The organism is Pseudomonas fragi, from assembly GCF_025426255.1.
GTDB classification, from domain to species: domain Bacteria; phylum Pseudomonadota; class Gammaproteobacteria; order Pseudomonadales; family Pseudomonadaceae; genus Aquipseudomonas; species Aquipseudomonas kulmbachensis.
In genome coordinates, this window is sequence record NZ_CP104861.1 from 630,570 (window position 1) to 653,037 (window position 22,468).

General features: G+C 57.6%; 16 protein-coding genes. 9 read left to right on the forward strand and 7 right to left on the reverse strand.

Annotated elements, in window-relative coordinates; all coding sequences use genetic code 11:
* Position 1 precedes the first annotated feature (1 nt).
* Complete coding sequence (locus N7D90_RS03065) at positions 2 to 799, reverse strand: hydroxymethylpyrimidine/phosphomethylpyrimidine kinase (protein ID WP_261740821.1); 798 nt, start codon at positions 797 to 799, stop codon at positions 2 to 4.
* A gap of 286 nt (positions 800 to 1,085) precedes the next feature.
* Between N7D90_RS03065 and N7D90_RS03070 the strand changes: the two genes are divergently transcribed.
* From N7D90_RS03070 to N7D90_RS03085, 4 genes are all read left to right on the forward strand, one after another.
* A complete protein-coding gene (locus tag N7D90_RS03070; protein WP_261740822.1) occupies positions 1,086 to 3,473 on the forward strand; it encodes a hybrid sensor histidine kinase/response regulator in 2,388 nt (795 codons plus the stop codon).
* A 74-nt stretch (positions 3,474 to 3,547) separates the two neighbouring features.
* Positions 3,548 to 5,197, forward strand: a complete 1,650-nt coding sequence (locus N7D90_RS03075) for an acyl-CoA dehydrogenase family protein (RefSeq protein WP_261740823.1) — start codon at positions 3,548 to 3,550, stop codon at positions 5,195 to 5,197.
* 240 nt (positions 5,198 to 5,437) lie between these two features.
* Positions 5,438 to 6,910: an AMP nucleosidase gene (gene amn, locus N7D90_RS03080; protein ID WP_261740824.1), complete on the forward strand. Its 1,473-nt coding sequence runs from the start codon at positions 5,438 to 5,440 to the stop codon at positions 6,908 to 6,910.
* 143 nt (positions 6,911 to 7,053) lie between these two features.
* Positions 7,054 to 7,620 carry a pseudouridine synthase gene (locus N7D90_RS03085; RefSeq protein WP_261742364.1) on the forward strand — a complete coding sequence of 189 codons (567 nt, stop codon included), beginning with the start codon at positions 7,054 to 7,056 and terminating at the stop codon, positions 7,618 to 7,620.
* Here the strand turns inward: N7D90_RS03085 and N7D90_RS03090 are convergent.
* Together N7D90_RS03090 and N7D90_RS03095 are read right to left on the reverse strand one after the other, a co-directional pair.
* On the reverse strand, positions 7,615 to 7,824 hold the full coding sequence (locus N7D90_RS03090; protein ID WP_261740825.1) for a DUF2788 domain-containing protein: 210 nt from the start codon (positions 7,822 to 7,824) through the stop codon (positions 7,615 to 7,617). The genes N7D90_RS03085 and N7D90_RS03090 overlap by 6 nt on opposite strands.
* A 252-nt stretch (positions 7,825 to 8,076) precedes the next feature.
* Positions 8,077 to 8,574, reverse strand: coding sequence for an Lrp/AsnC family transcriptional regulator (locus tag N7D90_RS03095; protein WP_261740826.1), 498 nt, complete (start codon positions 8,572 to 8,574; stop codon positions 8,077 to 8,079).
* Between the two features lie 406 nt (positions 8,575 to 8,980).
* Between N7D90_RS03095 and N7D90_RS03100 the strand changes: the two genes are divergently transcribed.
* Positions 8,981 to 10,072: a DUF6515 family protein gene (locus tag N7D90_RS03100; RefSeq protein WP_261740827.1), complete on the forward strand. Its 1,092-nt coding sequence runs from the start codon at positions 8,981 to 8,983 to the stop codon at positions 10,070 to 10,072.
* Here N7D90_RS03100 and N7D90_RS03105 read toward each other — a convergent pair.
* Both N7D90_RS03105 and N7D90_RS03110 read right to left on the reverse strand, forming a co-directional pair.
* Positions 10,066 to 10,965, reverse strand: coding sequence for a cation diffusion facilitator family transporter (locus N7D90_RS03105; RefSeq protein WP_261740828.1), 900 nt, complete (start codon positions 10,963 to 10,965; stop codon positions 10,066 to 10,068). The genes N7D90_RS03100 and N7D90_RS03105 overlap by 7 nt on opposite strands.
* A 29-nt stretch (positions 10,966 to 10,994) precedes the next feature.
* Positions 10,995 to 11,414 (reverse strand): polyribonucleotide nucleotidyltransferase, encoded by a 420-nt coding sequence (locus N7D90_RS03110; protein WP_261740829.1) that lies wholly within the window; start codon positions 11,412 to 11,414, stop codon positions 10,995 to 10,997.
* Between the two features lie 98 nt (positions 11,415 to 11,512).
* Here N7D90_RS03110 and hrpB point away from each other — a divergent pair, with 98 nt between their 5' ends.
* Positions 11,513 to 14,032, forward strand: coding sequence for an ATP-dependent helicase HrpB (gene hrpB / locus N7D90_RS03115; RefSeq protein WP_261740830.1), 2,520 nt, complete (start codon positions 11,513 to 11,515; stop codon positions 14,030 to 14,032).
* A 46-nt stretch (positions 14,033 to 14,078) separates the two neighbouring features.
* Here hrpB and N7D90_RS03120 read toward each other — a convergent pair whose 3' ends face one another.
* Positions 14,079 to 15,515 (reverse strand): heavy metal sensor histidine kinase, encoded by a 1,437-nt coding sequence (locus N7D90_RS03120; protein WP_261740831.1) that lies wholly within the window; start codon positions 15,513 to 15,515, stop codon positions 14,079 to 14,081.
* Positions 15,512 to 16,186 (reverse strand): heavy metal response regulator transcription factor, encoded by a 675-nt coding sequence (locus N7D90_RS03125; protein WP_261740832.1) that lies wholly within the window; start codon positions 16,184 to 16,186, stop codon positions 15,512 to 15,514. Before N7D90_RS03125 ends, N7D90_RS03120 begins: the two co-directional genes overlap by 4 nt.
* 547 nt (positions 16,187 to 16,733) lie before the next feature.
* Here N7D90_RS03125 and N7D90_RS03130 point away from each other — a divergent pair.
* The 3 genes from N7D90_RS03130 to N7D90_RS03140 all read left to right on the forward strand — a co-directional run bounded on the left by N7D90_RS03130 (position 16,734) and on the right by N7D90_RS03140 (position 22,456).
* Positions 16,734 to 17,951 carry a TolC family protein gene (locus tag N7D90_RS03130; RefSeq protein ID WP_261742365.1) on the forward strand — a complete coding sequence of 406 codons (1,218 nt, stop codon included), beginning with the start codon at positions 16,734 to 16,736 and terminating at the stop codon, positions 17,949 to 17,951.
* Between the two features lie 87 nt (positions 17,952 to 18,038).
* Complete coding sequence (locus N7D90_RS03135) at positions 18,039 to 19,262, forward strand: efflux RND transporter periplasmic adaptor subunit (RefSeq protein ID WP_261740833.1); 1,224 nt, start codon at positions 18,039 to 18,041, stop codon at positions 19,260 to 19,262.
* A gap of 26 nt (positions 19,263 to 19,288) precedes the next feature.
* Entirely contained in the window at positions 19,289 to 22,456 is a 3,168-nt protein-coding gene (locus tag N7D90_RS03140; protein ID WP_261740834.1) for a CusA/CzcA family heavy metal efflux RND transporter, read from the forward strand.
* Positions 22,457 to 22,468: the final 12 nt, after the last annotated feature.

Genomic DNA, 22,468 nt, shown 5'->3' on the forward strand with positions numbered 1-22,468 from the left:
GTTACGAGCAGAAGTCCAGCGGCAATCGGCGCGGCACAAATTGGCCTTGCCCTAGTTGCTCGGCATCGCGCAGGGTACGCCACGTGTAATTAAGCGCGGTTTGCACGGCGCTGACCAGTTCTTCACCAATGGCCAATCGTCCGGCCAAAGCGCTGGCCAGGGTACAGCCCGAGCCGTGGTAGCTGCCAGGCAAGCGATGGCAGGTAAAGGTATGGCGGCTACCGTCGCGGCTGTACAAGCGGTTATGCACTTCGTGTTCATCGCCGTGACCGCCGGTGATCAGCAGGTGCTGGCAAAAAGGCAGGAGTTTTTCTGCGCACTCATCGGCGCTGCCATCGGGCAGCTCGGCCAGGATGCGGGCTTCGGGAAGGTTGGGGGTGGCAATGGTTGCCAGCGGCAGCAGGCGTTCGCGCATGGCGTAGCCCACTTCGTCCTTGCCTAGCCGTCCGCCACCGCCCGCGCGCAACACGGGGTCGCAGACCATTGGCAGGTGCGGGTGGGCCTGAAGCAGTTCGACCACGGTGTCGACCATCTCCAGTGAGCCGAGCATGCCCAGCTTGACCGCCGCAACGGTGGAGTCGCTGAGCACGGCATCGGCTTGCGCCAGTACCCACTCACGATCCAGCACGCGGAAATCGCTGACATTGACAGTGTTCTGCACAGTCAGGGCGGTCACTACCGGGGCGGCGTGACAACCTTGAGCCAGCAGGGCTTCGATATCTGCCTGCAAGCCGGCACCACCACTGGGGTCATGGCCGGAGAGACAGAGGACAACGGGGCGAGAACTGTAGATATTCATGGTGCGCGAGCTTACCACCAAACGGTTTTTTGGGGCGCTTGGTCCGTATTGCTCTATATGTTGTTTATAAGTGCTTGATTGCCCCGAAATTGTTATCCGGTCAATCTCGTGTTCTTCGCTGTAACGCCCTATCTAGAGCCTTTTAGTTGATATTGTACGTACTGTGTATGTGCCATTAATGGCTATGTTAAAGTGACTGCAAATTAATAACAGGTCATTCGGTCGCCGTGGTCTCAGAGGGAATATGAGGCTGCACACGTGATCGACTGAACCACGTTGGGGCTGTATGCGCTATTTGCTGATGATGTTGTTGGGCTGGCTACCGATGCTGGCCAGCGCAGTCGCTTTTGACGAAACCACACAAAGCCTGCCCTTGGGCCGCGTGATGCAGGTGTTCGAAGACGTAGGTGGCAAGGCTACTCTGGCCGATGTCACGGCCCGCGACGAGCTGTTCAAACCACACACTAAAGACACGCTGAACGAGGGCTATTCGCACTCGGCCTTCTGGGTCAAAGTGGATTTGCGCTACCAGCCGCAAGACCCGAAAGTGCAACGCACCTGGCTGCTGGAACTGGCCTACCCGCCGCTGGATTCCATCGAGTTGTACCTGGCGGATGCCGCAGGTAGCTATCGGCTGGCCGAGCACACGGGCGATGCGCTGCCTTTTGACCGTCGCTCGATCAAAGAAAATAACTACCTGTTTGAACTCGACTTCAGTCCCGGACAACGCCAGACGGTGTATCTGCGATTGGCCAGCCAGGGCTCGGTTCAGGCGCCATTAACGCTGTGGTCTGCTCAGTCATACCTCGAACAGCAGCCCGTGCGGATTTACATCCTGGGCCTGATCTATGGCGTGTTGCTGGGGATGCTGGTTTACAACCTGTTTATTTACCTCAGCGTGCGTGACACCAGTTACCTCTACTACATCTTCTATATCGCCTCATTCGGTTTGTATCAGCTGTCGGTCAATGGCGCGGCGGTGCAGTACTTCTGGCCGAACAACCCGTGGTGGGCCAATGCGTCCACGCCATTTTTAATTGGTGCATCGGCGTTCTTCGGCTGCCAGTTCGCCCGTACCTTTTTGCACACCGCTTCCCACAGTCGCTGGCTTGACCGTGCCCTGATACTGCTGATGGTAGTGGGCGCGCTGGTCATGGTGCTTGCACTGACCACCAGCTATGCCGTGTCGTTGCGTCTGGCCACAGGCCTGGCGCTGGCGTTTATCGTTACCATTTTCACTGCCGGGGTGGTGGCCTGGGTTCGGGGCCTGCGCGTTGCGCGCTATTTCGTGATTGCCTGGTCGGCGTTTTTGCTCGGTGGTCTGGTCAATACGCTGATGGTGCTGGGCTACCTGCCAAACGTGTTCCTGACCATGTATGCCAGCCAGATCGGCTCGGCGATTGAAGTGGGACTGCTGTCGCTGGCGCTTGCCGACCGTATCAATGCCATGCGCGACCTGCAGGCGCGCACGCTGCAAGAGTCCGGGCAAAAGCTGGCGGCCATGAACCAGCAACTGGCTCGGACCAACCAGCTTAAAGACGAATTTCTGGCGACCGTTACCCATGAGCTGCGCACCCCGATGAACGGTGTGATTGGCTCCCTGGAGTTGATCAAAACCCTGGACATGGGGCCAGAGCTTGAGCAGTACACCCAGACTGCTGAAGGCTCTGCGCGAGAAATGATGCACATGGTCAATGGCATTCTGGCCCTGACAGAACTGCAAGCGGGTCGCCTGACTGCGCGTCCTCGCCCGTTTAGTCTGAATGAGCTGCTGCAGGGCCTGGACGATCAGTTCGGGCCAGCTGCACGTGGCAAAGGGCTGGAATTCTCGTATGAAATAACGCGCAACTTGCCAGATAAATTGGTAGGCGATGCCGAGAAAATTCGTCAGTGCCTTGAGTGCTTGCTGGATAACGCCGTCAAGTTCACCTGTGAAGGGGGCGTGATTTTGCGTGTCACCGGCAAGCTCGCAGAATCGGGACGTTGGGCGCTGGCCTTCAATGTAATCGACAGCGGCATCGGTTTTGTTCACCAGGAGGAAGCCGAGCTGTATCAGCACTTCTTTCAGGTCGATGGCTCCATGACCCGCGAGTACGGTGGCTTGGGCATCGGTCTGGCGATTTGCCGACGCCTGGTGGAGCTGCTTGGCGGGCGCTTGACCCATCATTCGCAGCCGGGGCAGGGCTCCCAGTTCCAGCTGTTGCTGGAGCTTGATTCAGTGACTCAAACCCCGATGCCCCTGCCGGAGTTGGTTACCGCTTCGGTGCTCAGCCGAGCGCCGGGTGAGTATGTCGTTCTGCTGGTCGAGGATCCCGATAATCCTGTAATGGTGCGCGGCATGTTGCTCAAGTTGGGTTACCGCGTGCTCAGTGTTGACTCTGGGCAGGCGGCGATCGAAACCCTGCGCCGCGAGCGGGTGGATGCGGTGTTGTTGGCGTGCCCGCTGGCTCAGGTATCGGGCACCTCGATGGGCAATCAGTTGCTGACTCTGGCTGCGTGCGCGCAGTTGCCGGTGCTGGCGCTGTTCGACTCTGAAGCCCAGGCTCGCCAAGCCCGTGAGCAAGTTGATGGCATCACCGATTACTTGCTCAAACCGCTGCGTTTTGAAGAGCTGCAACACACCTTGTCACAGCGACTGTTGCTGCAGGAAAGTGACAAAGGCGCCGAATTTTAGGCGGTTATGCCACTTGTTTAGACGTAGATGCGTGCTTCACTGGCTTATTGGCATGATCCACTGGAGCCCGCGCAATGAACCTGCATCAATACGCTGAAACCCACCAGGTGACCAATCAGCCGCCGTCGCTGGACGGCGCGAACCTGTTCCGCATCGACTTGCCGTTGCAGTACTGGAGCCAGCATTTTGGAGCCGGTTGGGCGCAGCCGCGGATTGATCACTACGGGGCACTGGCGGGCGGCCCGTTGATGGCTGCGGGTTTTTTGGCCAATGAAAACAAACCGCAGTTTGTCAGTCATGACCGTTACGGTCATCGGATCGATCTGGTGGAGTTTCACCCGGCTTATCACGAGCTGATGCGCACCGCGATTGAACACGGCTTGCCGTCCTTGCCCTGGACCGACCCGCAACCCGGCGCCCATGTTGCTCGTGCGGCAATGACCTATCTGCACAGCCAGGCCGAAGCGGGCAGCGGTTGCCCCTTGACCATGACCTTCGCCAGTGTTCCCGCCTTGCGCCTGCAACCGGAAATTGCCGAGGTATGGCTGCCCAAGGTTCTTGCCACCCAATACGACCCGCGTAATGTCGACATCAGCCAAAAAGCCGGAGTCACCCTCGGCATGGCCATGACCGAAAAACAGGGCGGCACCGACGTGCGGGCCAATACCACGCGGGCCTACCCGGTGGGGGCAAAGGGACCGGGGCAAGCTTATGAACTGCTGGGGCACAAATGGTTTTGCTCGGCACCGATGAGCGATGGCTTTTTGACCTTGGCGCAAACCGACAAGGGCCTGAGCTGTTTTTTGCTGCCGCGCCATCGCCCGGACGGTAGCCGCAACGAGCTCTATATCCAGCGCCTGAAAAACAAACTGGGCAACAGTTCCAACGCTTCCAGTGAGGTCGAGTTTCGTGGGGCGCTGGCCTGGATGATTGGTGAAGAAGGGCGCGGCATACCGACGATTATTGAAATGGTTGCCATGACCCGCTTCGATTGCATGGTCGGCTCCAGCGCTTTGATGCGTCAGGCATTGACCCAAGCCAGCCATCACTGTGCTCATCGTCTTGTAGGTGGGCGGGTGTTGGCAGACCAGCCGTTGATGCAAAACGTATTGGCCGACCTCGCTTTGGAAAGTGAGGCCGCACTGGCCCTGAGCCTGCGTATGGGCCGCGCGCTGGACCATTTGGATGACCCGCAAGAAGTCCGGTTTTCAAGGCTGGTGACGGCAGTGGGCAAGTACTGGATCTGCAAGCGGGCCCCGGCAATGATCAACGAAGCGGCCGAATGCATGGGCGGTGCCGGGTATGTGGAAGACAGCATCCTGCCGCGCCTGTATCGCGAGGCCCCCGTGAACTCGACGTGGGAGGGTTCGGGCAATGTGCAGTGCCTGGACGTGCTGCGCGCCTTGTCCAAGGAACCGGGCGTACTCGATGCCTTGTTTGCCGAATTGGGCGACGGGCATGGCGACAGGCATTTGGCGCAGCACATTGCGCAGCTTCACGCTGCGTTTAAAGACACGGATGACATTCAATACCGTGCGCGGCAACTGACTGAACACATCGCCTTGGGCCTACAGGCAAAGCTGCTGCTGGAGGCAGGTAATAGCGATGTGAGCGACGCCTTTATCGCCAGTCGCCTGCAAGGCAGCGGCCGGGTCTATGGCACCTTGCCACGGGGGGTGAATGTGGCGGTGATCGTTGCTCGCTCAACCCCTCAGGTTATTTGAAATAACTGCAGAGTTTCGTAGCAGCTGCCGAGGAACGACGGCTGCGTTCGACGACGCAGTCGTCGCAAATCAAGCGCCTCGGTGTATCAGAATTATTGAGTGTTCAGGTTTTACGACGGCTTCGCCGCCGGACGCAGTCGTCGTTCCTCGGCAGCTGCTACGCAGTTTCTAGTTGTTGTAGCCGCTGTGCTTTGCTTTGCGATGCAGGCAAGATAAAGGCCTGCCCGTTCAGAAGACAGGATGCTTACCGTGACTGAAGCTTTTATTGTCGTTTCCACCGCTGAAGAGGCCGTCGACCGCCTTGCTGCCTTGCACGAGCGTGCAACTACGGCCTTGAGTCAGGCGCTCAAGCGTTATCTCAAGGATCGAGCTGAACCCTCTGCACAGGAACGCGCACTGTTTCGCTACCCGGAACTGCGTTTGACCTACCGTAGTCATGGCGACGTGCCGACTATCACTCGCGCTTATGCCAAGGTCCAACTGCCGGGAACCTACAGCGTCACCGTCACTCATCCCGCCTCCTTCCGTAACTATTTGTTGGAGCAGTTGGTGCCGTTGATGCGCGACTTCACCGTTGAGGTGGAGGTCGGTGTCAGCCAGCAAAATATCCCGTACCCCTATGTGGTTGAACAAGGCGATGAACTTGCCGGCTCCGGTGTGACCGCTGCGGCCTTGGCGCGTGTGTTCCCGAGTACCGACTTGTCCGCCGCCACCGACGGCATTGCCGATGGCCTGTACGACTGGGAAAACACCGATCCGTTGCCGCTGGCGCTGTTCGACGCGGCACGGGTCGACTTTTCGCTGCGCCGTCTGGTGCACTACACCGGCAGTGACTGGCGCCATGTGCAGCCGTGGATTCTGCTGACCAACTACCACCGCTATGTTGACCAGTTCATCCTCCATGGCCTTGAGCAACTGCGTGATGACCCGCGCTTTGTGCGCATGGTGATGCCGGGTAACGTGATCATCGAAAAGTCGATGGACTACGGCGAGGCCCAGGCCATTGCGGCCGGTGTGGTGTGGCACCGCTACCAGATGCCGGCGTATCACTTGCAGGCCAACGATGGTCATGGCGTGACTCTGGTGAACATCGGTGTCGGCCCGTCCAACGCGAAAAACATCACCGATCACCTGGCCGTGCTGCGTCCGCATTGCTGGCTGATGATTGGTCACTGCGGCGGCCTGCGCCAGTCGCAAACCATCGGCGATTACGTGTTGGCCCACGCATACATGCGTCGTGACGGGATTCTCGACCGGGTTGTACCGCCGAATATTCCGATCCCGGCCTTGGCTGAAGTGCAACTGGCGTTGCAGGAAGCTGCCGCACAGGTCACTGGCGAACGTGGCGATGAGCTGAAAAAGCGCCTGCGCACCGGCACCGTACTGACCTATGACGATCGTAACTGGGAGCTGCGCTGGGCTCAGGAACGTCCGCTGATCAATCTGTCCCGTGCCGTAGCCGTGGATATGGAAAGCGGCACCATTGCCGCTCAGGGTTATCGGTTGCGTGTGCCGTATGGCACGTTGCTGTGCGTATCGGACAAACCGCTGCACAGCGAAATCAAACTGCCGGGTTCGGCCAATGCCTTCTATGAGCGGGCCGTGAGCCAGCACTTGAAAATCGGTATTGCCGCCGTGGATTTGATGCGCAGTCAGCTCAACTCTCTGCACTCGCGCAAATTGCGCAGCTTCGACGAACCACCGTTCCGTTGATAGACATGGTCATTTAGCGATCAGGGCACTAGCATTACAGGCCCTGATCGTTAGATGTCCTTTTTGCCATGTCCCGTCCTGTTCGTCCCGCCCCACGCCGTCCGGCATCGAAAAGTCCGACACCTCAAGCTGCCAGTCGCCGTGTGGCCAAGGCGCCACCGTCTGATCCCAAGCTGTATCTATTCAATAAGCCCTTTGATGTACTGACCCAGTTCAGCGACGAAGGTGGGCGGGCGACGCTCAAGGACTTTATCCCGATTCCGGGAATTTACCCGGCCGGGCGTCTGGACAGGGACAGTGAAGGCTTGCTGCTGCTGACCAACGATGGCCAGTTGCAAGCGCGGATTGCCGATCCCAAGCACAAGCTGCCCAAGACCTACTGGGTACAAGTGGAAGGCGAGCCCACGCCAGAACAGCTGCAGCAGTTGCGCGACGGTGTAGAGCTCAATGATGGCAAGACCCTGCCCGCACAAGCCCGTGCTCTTGAAGAACCGCAGCTCTGGCCGCGCAATCCGCCCGTGCGCTTTCGCAAAAGCATTCCGACGTCGTGGCTGGAACTGGTGATTCGCGAAGGGCGTAATCGTCAGGTGCGGCGCATGACCGCAGCTGTAGGGCTGCCGACCCTGCGTCTGGTGCGAGTACGCATTGGTGACTGGTCGATTGAAGGGCTTGAGCAGGGGCAATACAAGGAAGTGCCTGCGCGGCTATAGCGCGCCGGACTCGATCAGTGCGATGACCACGCTTTTGATGATGAACGCAGCTACGCCCAGGCCCAGTACGAAAAACAGAATAAATGAGCCGAAGCGCCCGGCTTTGGACTTTTTCGCCAGATCCCAGACGATAAAGGCCATGAAAATGATCAGCACGCTGACCAGAATCGTCATCATCCATTCTTCAAGTACGGCAGGATCCATCAGTGTTCTCCAGCGTCATCGGGGGTAAAGGCCGGGGGAGTATACGCCAGTGAGTGCGGGCGGATATTGATCTGGAGGGTGATAGGGGTTCGCATAACTTGTAGCAGCTGCCGAGGAACGAAGGCTGCGTTCGATGGCGAAGCAGTCGTAAAATCAGCACACGCGATTTTTCAGTTATACCGCGCACTCTGATCTTACGATGGCTTCGCCATCGAATGCAGCCTCGTTCCTTCGGCAGCTGCTACCGGTTTGTCAGGTTCGCAGATGAGTCAACGGCAGCTCGGTGCTGTTGAGTACCTGATTGAGCACAAAGCTCGAGCGCACGCTGGTCACGCCTTCAATGCGGGTCAGTTCGCCCAGCAGCAGTTTTTGGTAGTGGTCCATGTCGGCTACCACCACTTTCAACTGATAGTCCGCGTCCATGCCGGTCACCAGGCTGCACTCCAGCACTTGCGGCAGGTTGCGGATACAGGCTTCAAAATTCTCGAAACGCTCTGGCGTGTGTCGGTCCATGCCGATCAATACGTAGGCCGTCAGGCTTAAGCCCAGCAGCTTGCGGTCGAGTAGCGCCACCTGACGGGTGATGTAGCCGTCATCCTCAAGCTGTTTGACACGGCGTGAGCAGGGGGAAGGCGACAGGCCAATACGCTCGGCCAGTTCCTGGTTAGAGATGCGTGCGTCACGCTGCAATTCCGCCAAAATGCTCAGGTCGTACCGGTCGAGTTTGCTCACGAAGTTACCCTTTGTCATAACTATTGCGTGAAAGTATCCACCTTAAGTCAAAAATTGCGCAAGTGATGTTTTATCCAGCAATCTTCGCAATCGCCTGCTGCGGCCTCAGGCCTATTCTTATTACCAGAATCACTGCCCGGACATAGAGTCCACAGCGGCCCGCCGAATCAGGCCAGCCGCGGCCGCCAACCCCATAGGGTTGCCCCGGCCCCCGGGCTACGCACTGTCCAGAAGACGGCGCGAGGTGAGCCAACATCACAAGTGTTGAGCCAGGACGAAATTTTTTGAAGAAGCAAAGGGCGACCGACGGGTCGCCCTTTTTTTCGTCTGCCAAAAATAAGTTGCGTTGCAGCGTGCTTGGCGTAGAACCGGTTCTCGAATTTCCAGTCTTATATTTAGGCCCTATCTCGCAGTGAGAATCAGCATGAAATCGCGTATCTGGCGTTTGGCTACAGTCGGCTTGCTCTTTGTGAGTGTCAGTGGCCAGGTGCTGGCCGAAGAGCCGCGAGGTGAGCAGAACCCGGTTCACGCTCACCCTAATAACGGGCAGCAACACGGGCCGCAAGGGCAGGGTGGTAATAACCAGCCGCGCCCGGAGCGTGAACAGGGCCGCCCTCAAGGCAACCCCGGCAACCAGCCTGGCAGAGAACATGTTCAGCCTGCTGTGGAGCATAATCAACCGCGTGTAGAGCACATTCAGCCCAACCCTGTGCGTAGCGAACCGCCAGCTGGGCAATGGCAGGGGCGTGCGCATCAGGAGGTAAATGGCCAGGGCCATCCGGCCCCACCGGTCAATAACCTGCCGATCCAGCCTCGTCCCAGTGCCGTGCAGCAAACCGAAGCCCCGAACCGCGGCGGCAATCAGAATTGGCATGGCGGTGGTTCAACTCCTAGCCCAACGCCAGGCCCAAGACCGGGTTACAACCAGGGAGCCAATAACAGCCATCCCAATGACCAGCGCTGGGCCGGTCGTCCGTCCGGACATGGCAATGGCTGGGGTTCAGGGCCGAAATATCGCCCGGGCTATATGGTCGACCGGTTCCCCGATCGGCACTGGCAAGTGCCTTATCGTGGTCAGAATTACTTCTTTTCAGGCGGCTACTGGTATCGCCCACAAGGGCCTCGTTACATCGTGGTTCAGCCACCGTACGGGATTCGCGTAGGGTATTTGCCCGACTATGCACAAGAACTGTGGATCGGCAGCACCCTGATGTTTCTGGCCGCTGGCGCCTATTACGAGTATCAGCCCGCGACTCAGGATTACATTGTGGTCCAGCCCCCGGCTGCAGCCCCGCAACCTGTGAGCAACGGCTATGACGTCGTGGCCTACCCGGCGAACGGCCAAAGCCCTGCGCAAGTCAGTCAGGATGGCTACGAATGTTATCGCTGGGCTGTGACTCAAAGCGGCTTTGACCCGGCCAAAGTGACCTATGCACCTTCACCGACAGTGGTGCAAACCTACCGGCAGGCGCAAGGCAACTGCCTGAGCAGCCGCGGGTATCAGGTCAATTATTGAGGGGCGGGTTGGGGTTTGACCACTTCCTGCGGGTCGGCGTGCACCAGCACCTCGGCCCGAGGGTAGACCTTTGCAATGGCTTCGGCGGCACGGTCACAAATGGTGTGGGCCGCCGACAACGTCAGCTCACCTGGCAGTTCAAGGTGCAACTGCACAAACCAGATGTTGCCCGAGATACGTGTGCGCAGGTCGTGAGCGCCGAGCACGCCGGGCACCCCACAGGCCAGCTTCAGCATGTCATCGCTGACGTTGCTCGGTAACTCTTCGTCCATCAATACCGCAAAACTCTCACGGGCAATCTGGATGGCGCTCCAGAGGATATACACCGCGATTCCCAGACCAAACCATGCATCGAGTTGCGGGAAACCCACACTGGCCAATACCAGTGCCACCAAAATACTGCCATTGAGCATCAAGTCCGAGCGGTAATGCAGCGAGTCTGCGCGCACTGCGTTTGAGCCCGTGGCCTTGATCACCCGATGTTGCAGCACCAGCAATGCCACGGTCATCACCAGCGAAAATACGATGACGCCGATCCCGATCCAGGGCGCGCCCACAGGCTCTGGGTTTTTCAGTCGTTCGAAGGCCTGAAAGGCAATCAACACCGCACTCACACCGATAAACAGCGCTTGCGCCATGCCCGCCAGCGATTCGGCCTTGCCGTGGCCGTAGCGGTGATCTTCATCGGCGGGGCGCAGCGCGTAATGCACGGCCAGCAAGTTGAGAAACGAGGTCACGCCATCAAGCAGCGAGTCGGTCAGGCCGGCGAGCATGCTGATCGAACCGCTGAGCCACCAGGCGACGGCCTTGGTCACGATTAACAGACCCGCCACCGCCACCGACGCGCGGGTGGCCAGACGTAACAGGCGAGCGTGTTCCGGGCTGCTGGTCATAGAGCTTCCTTTTTTTGCTGGCAACGGCTTCAGGCGGCCGGCTGCAAACCGTACATGGCCAACTGCTGTGCGCTGCCCTTGTGTTGGATCAGGCGCGGGTCATTCAACGGGAAGCTGCGGCCCAGCTCGCTTTCGAGAATGGCCTGAAGCTTGGCGTTATCCACTTTGCCGTCTGCACCGATGGCTTCGCGCAGTTTTTCCGGGGCGATTTGTGCGGTTTTGCCCGGTGGGAAATAAATCGCGCCAGTAGCGAAGTCGACACCGAATGCGATCAAGCCCGGGATCACATAAAACAGCAGGCCTACGGCATCGAGCACCGCAATCATCGGATCGATCTTGCCGTCGATTTGACCGCGACGATCGGGGAAGAAAATACTGCCGCAGGCAGTCAATTGGGTGAACAGGGCCGCAACCACGACCCCGCCGATCACACGGGAAGACATTCGCATACAAAAACCTCAAGGACACTTAAAGGAGTGGATCATTAAGACCGCGCTTAATGCCCAACTGTTCGCCGTTATACTCGTCGCTCTGTTCTGGAGCCACCATGATTTCTTTGCCGATTGATGAAGTTTTACCTGCGCTGCGTCTGGCCTTGGCCGAGCGCCACGAAGCCGTGCTTGAAGCCCCGCCAGGCGCAGGTAAGACCACCCGTGTTCCGCTGGCCCTGCTCAACGAGCCGTGGCTCGCGGGTCAGAAGATCCTGATGCTCGAGCCCCGGCGTCTCGCTGCCCGTGCAGCGGCCGAGCGTCTGGCCAGCGAACTGGGTGAAAAAGTCGGCGAAACCGTAGGATATCGGATTCGGCTCGAAAGCAAAGTCGGTCCCAATACCCGCATTGAAGTCGTCACCGAAGGCATCCTCACCCGTCGCTTGCAGCACGACCCGGCACTGGAGGGGGTGGGCCTGCTGATTTTCGACGAGTTCCATGAGCGTAGTCTGGATGCCGATCTGGCGTTAGCCCTGAGCCTCAATGGTCGTGAGCTGTTTCGTGACGAGCAGCCGCTGAAAATCCTTCTGATGTCTGCGACCCTTGAAGGCGAGCGGCTGGCCAACATTCTCGACGATGCGCCGATCCTGCGCAGCGAAGGCCGCATGTACCCGGTGACCATGCGCTGGGGGCGACCATTTGTGCCCGGTGAATTTATCGAGCCCCGGGTGGTACAAACCGTTCTCGATGCCATCAATGATGAGAGTGGCAGCCTGCTGGTGTTCTTGCCCGGGCAGGCAGAAATTCGCCGGGTTAATCAGCAATTGGCCGACGCGCTGGGGTCGCGCAGCGATGTTTTGCTTTGCCCGTTGCATGGCGAGCTGGACCTCGCGGCCCAGCGTGCGGCCATCGAGCCCGCGCCCAAGGGCCTGCGCAAAGTGGTGTTGGCCACCAATATCGCCGAGACCAGCCTGACCATTGACGGCGTGCGGGTGGTGATCGACGCCGGGCTGGCGCGGGTGCCACGTTTCGATCCGGGTAGCGGCATGACCCGTCTCGACACTCAGCGTATTTCCCGCGCCAGTGCCACTCAGCGTGCCGGTCGCGCCGGGCGGCTGGAGCCTGGTGTCTGTTACCGGTTGTGGTCCGAAGATCAACACGCGCAACTGGCCGCCTATGGCAGCGCGGAGATCCTCCAGGCCGATCTGGCCGGGCTGGCGCTGCAACTGGCGCGCTGGGGCGTGACGCCGGAGCAACTGATCTGGCTCGACGTGCCTCCCGGTGCAAGTTATGCACAGGCTCAGCAATTGCTGGAACGCCTGGGCGCCTTGCGCGAGCAAAAGCTGACGTCTCACGGTCAAGCGATGGCCGAGCTCCCGGCGCATCCGCGTATCGCACATTTGCTGATTCGCGGGCAGGATTTGGGGCTGGCCGACATGGCCTGTGACGTGGCGGCGCTATTGGGTGAGCGAGATATTTTGCGCGGCGCCGGGGCGGACGTGCACAGCCGTCTGGCCCTGCTCTCGGGCGAAAGCCGCGCGGCGCGAGGCGGGCAGGGTGGGGTGCAGCGCGCCAAGCAACTGGCCCGGCAATATCGCGGCTACTTGCGCGGCAAAGCCACACAACCGGTCACTGACCCCGATCACCCGCGCTGGCTGGGCGCCTTGCTGGCGCTGGCCTACCCCGACCGCATCGCCCTGCAACGCAAACCCGGCGGTGCCGAGTACCGGCTGGCCAACGGGCGTGCTGCTGTATTTACCGAAAGCGATGTGCTGATGAAACATCCCTGGCTGGTGATCGCTGATTTGGGTAGCCGCCAAGGCCAACGTGAAGAGCGCATCTACCTGGCTGCCGAGTTCGACGCCGGGTTGCTGGATGGCGTATTGAGCGAGCAGGTCAGCGTTGTCGATCAGCTTGACTGGGACGAGCGCGAAGGCGTGTTGCGCGCTGAGCGTCAGCGCAAGGTCGGTGAGCTGGTACTCAGCCGCGAACCGCTAACCGGGCTGGACGAAGCAGCGCGCACGCAAGCACTGATCAATCTGGTAAGGCGCAAGGGGCTGGAGCTGTTGCCGTGGACGCCGGAGTTGCGCCAATGGCAGGCTCGGGTGGCGTTGCTGCGTCAGCTTGATATGCAGGCTCAAGGCCAGAGTGAATGGCCGGATGTCAGCGATGCTGCATTACTGGCAGGGCTTGAGGATTGGCTGGCGCCGTACCTGGGGCGTGTCTCGCGGTTGAGCCACTTTGCCAGCCTCGACCTGTCCAGCATTGTGCATAACTTGCTCAAATGGCCGCTGCCCCAGCGCCTGGAGGAGCTTGCTCCGCATCACATCAAAGTGCCGTCGGGCTCTTCGGTGCGGCTGGATTACAGCGAGCACCCACCTATTCTGGCGGTACGCCTGCAAGAGCTGTTTGGGCTGGCGGATACCCCGCGTATCGCCGGTGGTCGGCAAGTGGTCAAGTTGCACCTGTTATCGCCTGCCAGGCGTCCGGTGCAAGTGACCCAGGACTTGGCCAACTTCTGGAAGTCGACATACGACGAGGTCAAGAAAGACCTCAAAGGCCGATACCCCAAGCATTTTTGGCCTGACGACCCTTTGGTCGCGCAAGCTACTGCACGGGTAAAGCCGAAAGGGACATAGTCAGGTTTCTGCCCCTGTCGTTGAGCCGTCATGCGGGCGGTTCAATTCAAGCTTGAGCCTTTCTTGCTTGTTGCCAGGTGGTCTGCCCAGCAATATCAGGAAAGTGCAGGCTGAAAACGGTGATTTCGCCAGTCACACTTTGGACCTGCGCCGTACCCTGATGAAGGCTCATGATCGACCGGACAATTGCCAGGCCAAGACCGGTACCGCCTTCCCCTCGCGATCGGCTAGTGTCGACTCGATAAAAACGGTCGAACAAGTGCAACAGATGCTGAGACTCGATCCCTGGGCCTGGGTTGGCTACAAGTAGCGAGATGTGTTTGGCATGTTTTTCGATAACAACCGAGATGGAATGTTCTGCGGGGCAGTGCCGTATCGCGTTGGATACCAGGTTTGATATAGCTCGCTGAATCATCAATCTGTCGCCAATGGTTTTGCCGTTTCCGGTGACGTTCAGGCTTATCTGTTTTTCTTGCGCAGACAGCGAAAACAGATCGATGACCTTCAGCGCTTCATCCTCCAGGGTAATTGTCTCGAACGGGACAAGCGCTGCCGGGTGACTGACCTGAGCGAGGAAGAGCATGTCCGCAACGATTCGGGTGACGCGCCCCAGTTCTTCGGTACAGGATTCCAGCACCGTTTTGTACTCTTGTGCCGATCTCTCCCGAGTCAGGGTCACTTGGGCCTTGCCCATCAAATTGGAGATAGGAGATCGCAGTTCGTGGGCCAAGTCATCGGAGAACTGCGACAGTTGCTGAACGCCGCTGTCGAGTCTGTGCAGCATGAAGTTGATTGCATGTGCCAGTTCACTGAGTTCCTGAGGCATTTTGACGACGGAGAGTCGGTGGCTGAGGTCTTGAGCCGAGATCATGGCGGCGACTTTGCGGAACTCTCTCAGTGGCGAAAGTCCTCGTTGCACCACCGCCCAAGCACTAATCCCGATGAATATCAGTAAAAGCGGCAGAGCAATAATCGTCGAGCGAAGATAGGCGTTTAGTAGCGCTTCATCGTTTGCACAGTCCATCGACAGCAATACGGGAACGCTCACTCCGTTCTTTAACCGGATAAGTTTGGACGCAGTAAGAAAGTGTCGACCCTCGTCATCGGTATAAGTGGAATAGGTAATCTTGTCGCCGGTCGCGCTCGCTTCTTTCAACTCAACCCGAAAATCCGACAAGCCAGAGCCGAACTTCAGTAAGGGTTTTCTGAGGTTTGTCAGGTCATAAATGGTCAGGTTCAGATTGTCATGCCCCATGACCTGGTCCAGCAACGAGTGAGGTTTAGAGCTTACATCGGCCGTGTCGTCGTACATTGAGAGGTGCTGTTCAACCTGCTGCAATTTCTTGTCCAGGCTGCTTCTGGCTAGCGTATCCAGCTCATGTGTCAACGCGAAAAAAGCCAGGATAGCCAACGATACAACCAGCAACGCCCCCAAAATACTTACGGTCAAACCTAGTCGCATTGACAGACTGACCGGCTTCATTCGCGCGCTTCCAGTACGTAGCCAACACCGCGGAGTGTATGGATCAGTTTGTTATCGTACGGGTCGTCAATTTTGGCTCTCAATCTACGAATTGAGACTTCGACAACGTTAGTGTCGCAGTCAAAGTTCATGTCCCAAACCAATGAAATGATTTGGGTGCGCGAGAGCACTTCGCCGGTTTGACGCATCAGCAGGTGCAGAAGCGCAAACTCCTTGGTCGTAAGGTCTATACGGTGGTCACCACGAAAAGCCCGGTGGCGTCCTTGATCAAGCTCCAGATCGGCGACCTTGAGCACCTGTGGAACCGGAGTGTGCTCACTGCGCCGCATCAGGGTTCGTACGCGGGCCAGTAGCTCAGGAAACTCGAACGGTTTCACCAGGTAGTCATCGGCACCCAAATCCAGCCCGCGAATTTTGTCCGCCAGGCGCCCGCGTGCCGTCAACATCATGACCCGCGCATTACTGCTCTGACGCAGACGTTCAAGTACTCCCCAGCCATCAAGTTCTGGAAGATTAACGTCAAGTATCACCACGTCATAGCTATGTTGGCGCGCCAGATGAAGTCCATCTGTCCCCGTTGCTGCGTGGTCCACAACATACCCACTTTCAGTCAGGCCTTGGTGCAAGTACTCGGCAGTTTTAGGCTCGTCCTCAATGACAAGGATTCGCATGATAGGTCACCACTGTTAATAAAAATAATGAGTTGATTCAGAGAAAATATTATTTTTCTTATGGTTTTCTGATCGAAATAAAAACGGCGTTTAAATAACTCGGTTATGTGTGGGCGTACGGTCCAGATGTTAGCGAATACGGATCAGCCTAAAGCCTGTAGCGACTATAGGGTCAAGTCATGGCTGCGTGATTGAGCTATAAAAATCAGTGTGTTGCGACAATTTGTCGCGGCGGTGAATCCTGGCTCCAGCCGCGAGTGACAAGGGCAAAAGTACTTGAGTGACGGAGGTAAATGTTATTTGGGATATGCGGGCTGAGGGGGGGCTCGTAAAACTGGCGACCTGTTGATCTGTTTTCTAATGCCTTTGATTTTAGAGTAAAAACACAGCCGAATCTCAAGATAACGTATTTGTAATTCTTCAGTCACGTTGTTGATAAGTGCTGGCTTTAAAGTGTTGAACACTGAAACTTCGCGTTATAGGAACTATTGAATTGCATCGGCATAAAGAAATAGCTGCATCAATAAAGACCTTCCTGGTAGTCAGTATTGGTTGTGCACTTTTACTGGTAGGCCCCCCTGCGGTTGCAGTTTCACCTTTGCAAAGCCTGACCATGGATCAAGCACTTGAGGCCGCGTTTTCAAACAATCCTGAATTGGCGGCTGCACAGTGGGACATTGGCATCGCTCAAGGAGATTTGCAGCAGGCGGGGTTGATGCCAAACCCGCAGGTCTCCTGGGAGGCTGAAGATACGCGGAGAAATTCGCGGACTACGACGGTGCTGATCAATCAGCAGATCGAGCTTGGGGGCAAGCGCGGAGCCAGGGTCGACGTGGCCAGTCGAAATCAGGATGCGGTCGGGATTGAATTGGAGCGAAAGCGCAATGTACTGCGTGCCGATGTTATCCAGGCATTTTCCAGCGCCTCAACGGCTCAGCAAAGAGTGCTCTTGGCACGTCAATCACTTGAACTGGCGGAGCGCGGTTTACGGGTTGCCCAAGGTCGCATCAAGAGTGGCAAAACCTCCCCTGTTGAAGGTACGCGCGCAGAGGTTCAGCTTTCAGAAGTGCGCCTGGAGCTGCGGCGAGCTGAGCGGGATGAGGCTAGTGCGCTCCAGCAGCTCGCTCTAGTCATGGGGGCGCCTTTGCCAGTATTTCTGGTCGTGGGTGATTCAAGCCGGTCCATGCCAGCGGTACCGGACCCGTTATTGCTGCTTGATCGCATCGACAGGACCGCAGAGCTGCGATTGGCAGCGCTGCAAATTGATCAACGGGAAGCCTCTCTTGAGTTGGAGAGGGCGCAACGTATTCCGGATCTGACGGTAAGTGTAGGCAGCCAATACGATGCGCTCGAGCGCGAGCGGGTGAATGTCGTGGGGCTGTCTATGCCCATCCCATTGTTTAACCGTAACCAGGGCAATGTTTTGGCCGCCGCCCGCCGTACCGACCAAGCCCGTGATCTTCGCAACGCCAGCGAGCTACGTCTGCGCACAGAAATCCAGACCACGCTGGATCAATGGCGGACTGCCAATACGGAAGTTGCTTCGTTTAATCAAACCATCCTGCCTGCCGCGCAAAGTGCCGTCGATACCGCTACGCGCGGCTTCGAAATGGGCAAGTTTAACTTTCTGGACGTTCTTGATGCACAGCGCACCTTAATCAGTGCCCGCACCCAATACATCCAGGCCATTACCGAGGCGACCAACGCCTGGGTGCGCATCGAGCGAATTTTCGGTGATATCGCTCCGATCACTCGTACCCCTTGAATTTCATAAAACGTTTTTTTACCGCGGCTCTACATCGTTCGTCACGGTCAATCCGTGACTGTCGACTGGGCGGTGGAAGGAGTCACCATGGACAAAAAACTAAGCATCGTCACTGCACTGACTTTGACGGTGGGTATCGCTATCGGCTCATTGTGGATAGGCAGCCCTTTGGCTCCGTCGACGGAAGTTCAAGCCTTGGAAGACAAGGGCCATGACGATCACGGCGATGAAGCCGAGGGTAATAAATCGGCTGAGGGCAAACATGCCGAAGGTGAGGCGTCAGAGGGAAACCTGACTCTAAGTGAAGAGCAGATCACTGCAGCTGGCATCCAGTTAGTCGAAGCCAAGGCTCGGAACATTAGCCTCTCATTGTCCTTTCCCGGAGAAGTTCGATTCGATGAAGACCGAACGGTGCATGTGGTGCCCCGAGTGGCCGGGGTCGTCGAATCGGTCCATGTCAATCTCGGGCAACAGGTGAAAAAAGGGCAGCTCCTTGCCGTTATCGCCAGCCAACAAATTTCGGATCAGCGCAGTGAGCAAGCCTCCGCACAACGTCGCCTGGAGTTGGCGCGCACCACTTACGAGCGCGAGCGACAGCTATGGCAGGACAAGATCTCTGCCGAACAGGATTTCCTGCAAGCCCGGCAGGCTTTGCAAGAAGCCGAAATAGCCCTCACTAATGCTCGTCAGAAAATCAGTGCACTCAGTGGCAGCTCGGTGGCCAGCGGCGGTAACCAATATGAGTTGCGCTCGCCGTTCGATGGCGTTGTGGTTGAGAAACACTTGGGCATTGGCGAGGTTGTCAGCGAAACAACCAACGCCTTCATCCTCTCGGATCTGTCACGGGTGTGGGTGACCTTTGGGGTCTCGCCCAAGGATTTGAACAGGGTACTGGTGGGAAACACGGTCACGGTCATGGCTGCGGAACTGAACGCCGAAGTCTCTGGAACCGTGGCCTATGTTGGCAGCCTGTTGGGCGAGCAAACCCGAACTGCAACGGTCCGGGTGACCTTGGCCAACCCACAAGGCGCCTGGCGTCCTGGGTTATTCGTGAACGTACGAGTTGCCACGGATACCCGGCAAGCAAAGGTCACGGTACCGCAAGCCGCTGTCCAGACGGTTGAGGACAAACAAACGGTTTTCGTCCGCACCAATGATGGGTTCAAGGCTCAGCCAGTGCAGACCGGCGGCCGTTCGCAGGGGTTGGTCGAGATCACACAAGGGCTGGAACCCGGTGTTCAAGTTGCCGCTGGGGCCAGCTTCATTTTGAAGTCAGAGCTGGGTAAAGCCTCCGCTGAACACGCTCACTGATCTGCCACTTCCACGAGAAGGTTCTCATGTTCGAACGCCTGATCCAATTTGCCATCGAGCAGCGCATCATCGTGCTGCTCGCGGTTCTCCTTATGGCCGGCCTTGGTATTTCAAGCTACCAGAAGCTGCCAATCGACGCCGTTCCAGATATCACCAACGTCCAGGTGCAAATCAACACGGGGGCGGCAGGTTTCTCGCCACTGGAGACCGAGCAGCGCATCACGTTCCCCATTGAAACCGCTATGGCCGGCCTGCCAGCTCTAGAGCAGACCCGCTCGCTATCACGCTCGGGTTTGTCGCAAGTCACTGTAATTTTCAAGGAAGGCACCGATTTATTCTTCGCCCGGCAATTGGTCAATGAGCGATTACAGGTGGCCAAGGAACAACTGCCCGAAGGTGTGAAAGCTGTTTTGGGGCCGATATCTACTGGCCTGGGGGAGATTTTCCTATGGACGGTCGAGGCCCAGGAAGGAGCCGTCAAGGAGGACGGGAATCCCTATACACCGACGGACTTGAGGGTGATCCAGGACTGGATCATCAAACCTCAGATGCGTAACGTTCCGGGCGTCGCTGAAATCAATACCATTGGCGGGTTTGCCAAGGAGTACCAGATTGCCCCCGATCCAAAACGCCTGGCGGCTTACAAGCTGACTCTGACTGACCTAGTGACAGCGCTGGAGCGCAATAATGCCAATGTTGGCGCCGGTTTCATTGAGCGCAGCGGTGAGCAACTGCTGATCCGTGCTCCCGGCCAGGTGGCGACCACTGAAGACATCGCCAATATCGTAATGGCCAACGTCGATGGCACGCCCATCCGTATAAAGAATGTGGCGACCGTGGATATTGGTCGTGAAATGCGCACCGGAGCGGCGACCGAAAACGGCCGTGAAGTTGTACTCGGTACGGTCTTCATGCTGATCGGCGAGAACAGCCGTACCGTGTCTCAGGCGGTTGCCGCCAAGTTGGAGCAAATCAATCGTTCACTGCCCAAAGGGGTGGCAGCAGTTCCCGTATACGACCGCACCAACCTGGTGGACAAGGCTATTGCCACGGTCAAGAAGAACCTGATTGAAGGTGCGATCCTGGTAATCGCGGTTCTATTCCTGTTCCTGGGCAACATTCGCGCTGCACTCATCACGGCGATGGTCATCCCGTTGGCGATGTTGTTTACCTTCACGGGTATGTTCGCCAACAAAGTCAGTGCCAACCTGATGAGTCTTGGTGCTCTGGACTTCGGCATCATCGTCGACGGAGCGGTGGTGATTGTCGAGAATGCCATCAGGCGTCTTGCTCATGCTCAGCAGCGTCACGGACGCATCCTCACGCGCTCCGAACGCTTTCACGAAGTGTTTGCTGCCGCCAGGGAGGCCCGTCGACCGCTGATTTTTGGTCAGTTGATCATCATGGTTGTTTACCTGCCAATTTTCGCCCTGACCGGCGTTGAAGGGAAAATGTTCCACCCTATGGCGTTTACCGTCGTGATCGCCTTGCTTGGCGCCATGCTGCTGTCCGTCACCTTTGTTCCTGCTGCAATTGCCATGTTCGTGACGGGCAAGGTCAAGGAAGAAGAGAACGTGATCATGCGTGGGGCGCGTCGGGTGTATGCACCCGCTCTGGATTGGGTCATGCGCCATCGATCACTGGCATTTGCCATGGCTTTGGTCGTCATCGCTGCGTGTGCTGGCGTCGCCAGTCGAATGGGCAGCGAGTTTGTGCCGAGCTTGAGCGAAGGTGATTTTGCCCTGCAAGCCTTGCGGGTTCCCGGCACCAGCTTGACGCAATCGGTGGAAATGCAGCAGCGCCTGGAAAAGCTGGTGCTGGAAAAGGTGCCGGAAGTCGAGCGGATGTTTGCTCGTACCGGTACCGCAGAAATTGCCTCAGATCCAATGCCACCTAACATCTCTGACAGTTATGTGATGCTCAAGCCGAAGGATCAATGGCCAGATCCGGGGAAATCCCGGGAGGTGTTGATAGACGAGATCCAGAAAGCTGCGGCCATTATGCCCGGTAGCAACTATGAGGTTTCCCAGCCGATTCAATTACGGTTTAACGAATTGATCTCAGGCGTGCGCAGTGATGTGGCGGTCAAGGTTTTTGGCGATGACATGGAGGTGCTTAACAGCACCGCTGCGAAAATTGCCGCGTCCATGCAGAGGGTTGATGGCGCCTCTGAGGTCAAAGTCGAGCAGACGACAGGGCTGCCGGTGCTGACCATCAACATCGATCGTGACAAAGCTGCGCGTTACGGCCTGAACGTTGGGGATGTGCAAGACACCATTGCGGTTGCAGTCGGTGGCCGCCAGGCCGGTACGATGTATGAAGGCGATCGGCGCTTCGACATGGTCGTGCGTTTGTCTGACGCGATGCGCAAGGATATGGATGGGTTGTCCACACTCTTGATCCCGGTCCCGGCGCTGCTTGGCAGCAATGCAGGCCAGATTGGGTTTATTGCTCTTTCAGAGGTGGCGAGCCTTGATCTGGTGTTGGGGCCAAATCAGGTCAGTCGTGAAAACGGTAAACGTCTGGTTATTGTCAGCGCCAACGTGCGTGGACGAGATATTGGTTCATTCGTAAAGGAAGCCACAAAGGCGATTGATCAGGAGGTGCCGATCCCTGCGGGTTACTGGACCAGTTGGGGGGGGCAATTCGAGCAACTTCAATCCGCTGCCAAACGCCTGCAAGTCGTTGTGCCGGTGGCCTTGCTCCTGGTCTTCGCCCTGCTGTTCATGATGTTCAACAATTTGAAGGATGGATTGTTGGTGTTCACCGGGATTCCCTTTGCGCTGACGGGTGGAGTCATGGCTTTGTGGCTGCGCGATATTCCACTGTCAATTTCGGCCGGTGTTGGTTTTATTGCGTTGTCAGGTGTGGCGGTGCTGAACGGCCTGGTGATGATCGCTTTCATCCGCAATCTGCGTGAGGAGGGGTATTCGTTGAGCTCTGCTATCAATGAGGGAGCCCTGACACGTCTACGCCCGGTGTTGATGACTGCACTGGTGGCCTCTCTGGGTTTTATTCCTATGGCTTTGGCCACCGGAGCCGGGGCTGAAGTCCAACGACCGCTGGCGACAGTGGTGATTGGCGGCATCCTGTCTTCAACTGCGTTAACCCTGTTGATATTGCCTGCGTTGTATCACTGGGCGCACCGTCGGGACGAGGATGCAGTGCAAGAGAACAAAAAAGCCAACGTTTAGATGCCTTCAACT

Bases quoted from the DNA above. Each gene is read 5' to 3' on its own strand.
- N7D90_RS03065 (WP_261740821.1), bottom strand. From the start codon at position 799: ATGAATATCTACAGTTCTCGCCCCGTTGTCCTCTGTCTCTCCGGCCAT.
- N7D90_RS03095 (WP_261740826.1), bottom strand. From the start codon at position 8,574: ATGACAAAGGGTAACTTCGTGAGCAAACTCGACCGGTACGACCTGAGC.
- N7D90_RS03100 (WP_261740827.1), top strand. From the start codon at position 8,981: ATGAAATCGCGTATCTGGCGTTTGGCTACAGTCGGCTTGCTCTTTGTG.
- N7D90_RS03105 (WP_261740828.1), bottom strand. From the start codon at position 10,965: ATGACCAGCAGCCCGGAACACGCTCGCCTGTTACGTCTGGCCACCCGC.
- hrpB (WP_261740830.1), top strand. From the start codon at position 11,513: ATGATTTCTTTGCCGATTGATGAAGTTTTACCTGCGCTGCGTCTGGCC.
- N7D90_RS03090 (WP_261740825.1), bottom strand. From the start codon at position 7,824: ATGGATCCTGCCGTACTTGAAGAATGGATGATGACGATTCTGGTCAGC.
- N7D90_RS03070 (WP_261740822.1), top strand. From the start codon at position 1,086: ATGCGCTATTTGCTGATGATGTTGTTGGGCTGGCTACCGATGCTGGCC.
- N7D90_RS03110 (WP_261740829.1), bottom strand. From the start codon at position 11,414: ATGCGAATGTCTTCCCGTGTGATCGGCGGGGTCGTGGTTGCGGCCCTG.
- N7D90_RS03140 (WP_261740834.1), top strand. From the start codon at position 19,289: ATGTTCGAACGCCTGATCCAATTTGCCATCGAGCAGCGCATCATCGTG.
- N7D90_RS03135 (WP_261740833.1), top strand. From the start codon at position 18,039: ATGGACAAAAAACTAAGCATCGTCACTGCACTGACTTTGACGGTGGGT.
- N7D90_RS03075 (WP_261740823.1), top strand. From the start codon at position 3,548: ATGAACCTGCATCAATACGCTGAAACCCACCAGGTGACCAATCAGCCG.
- amn (WP_261740824.1), top strand. From the start codon at position 5,438: ATGCTTACCGTGACTGAAGCTTTTATTGTCGTTTCCACCGCTGAAGAG.
- N7D90_RS03120 (WP_261740831.1), bottom strand. From the start codon at position 15,515: ATGAAGCCGGTCAGTCTGTCAATGCGACTAGGTTTGACCGTAAGTATT.
- N7D90_RS03125 (WP_261740832.1), bottom strand. From the start codon at position 16,186: ATGCGAATCCTTGTCATTGAGGACGAGCCTAAAACTGCCGAGTACTTG.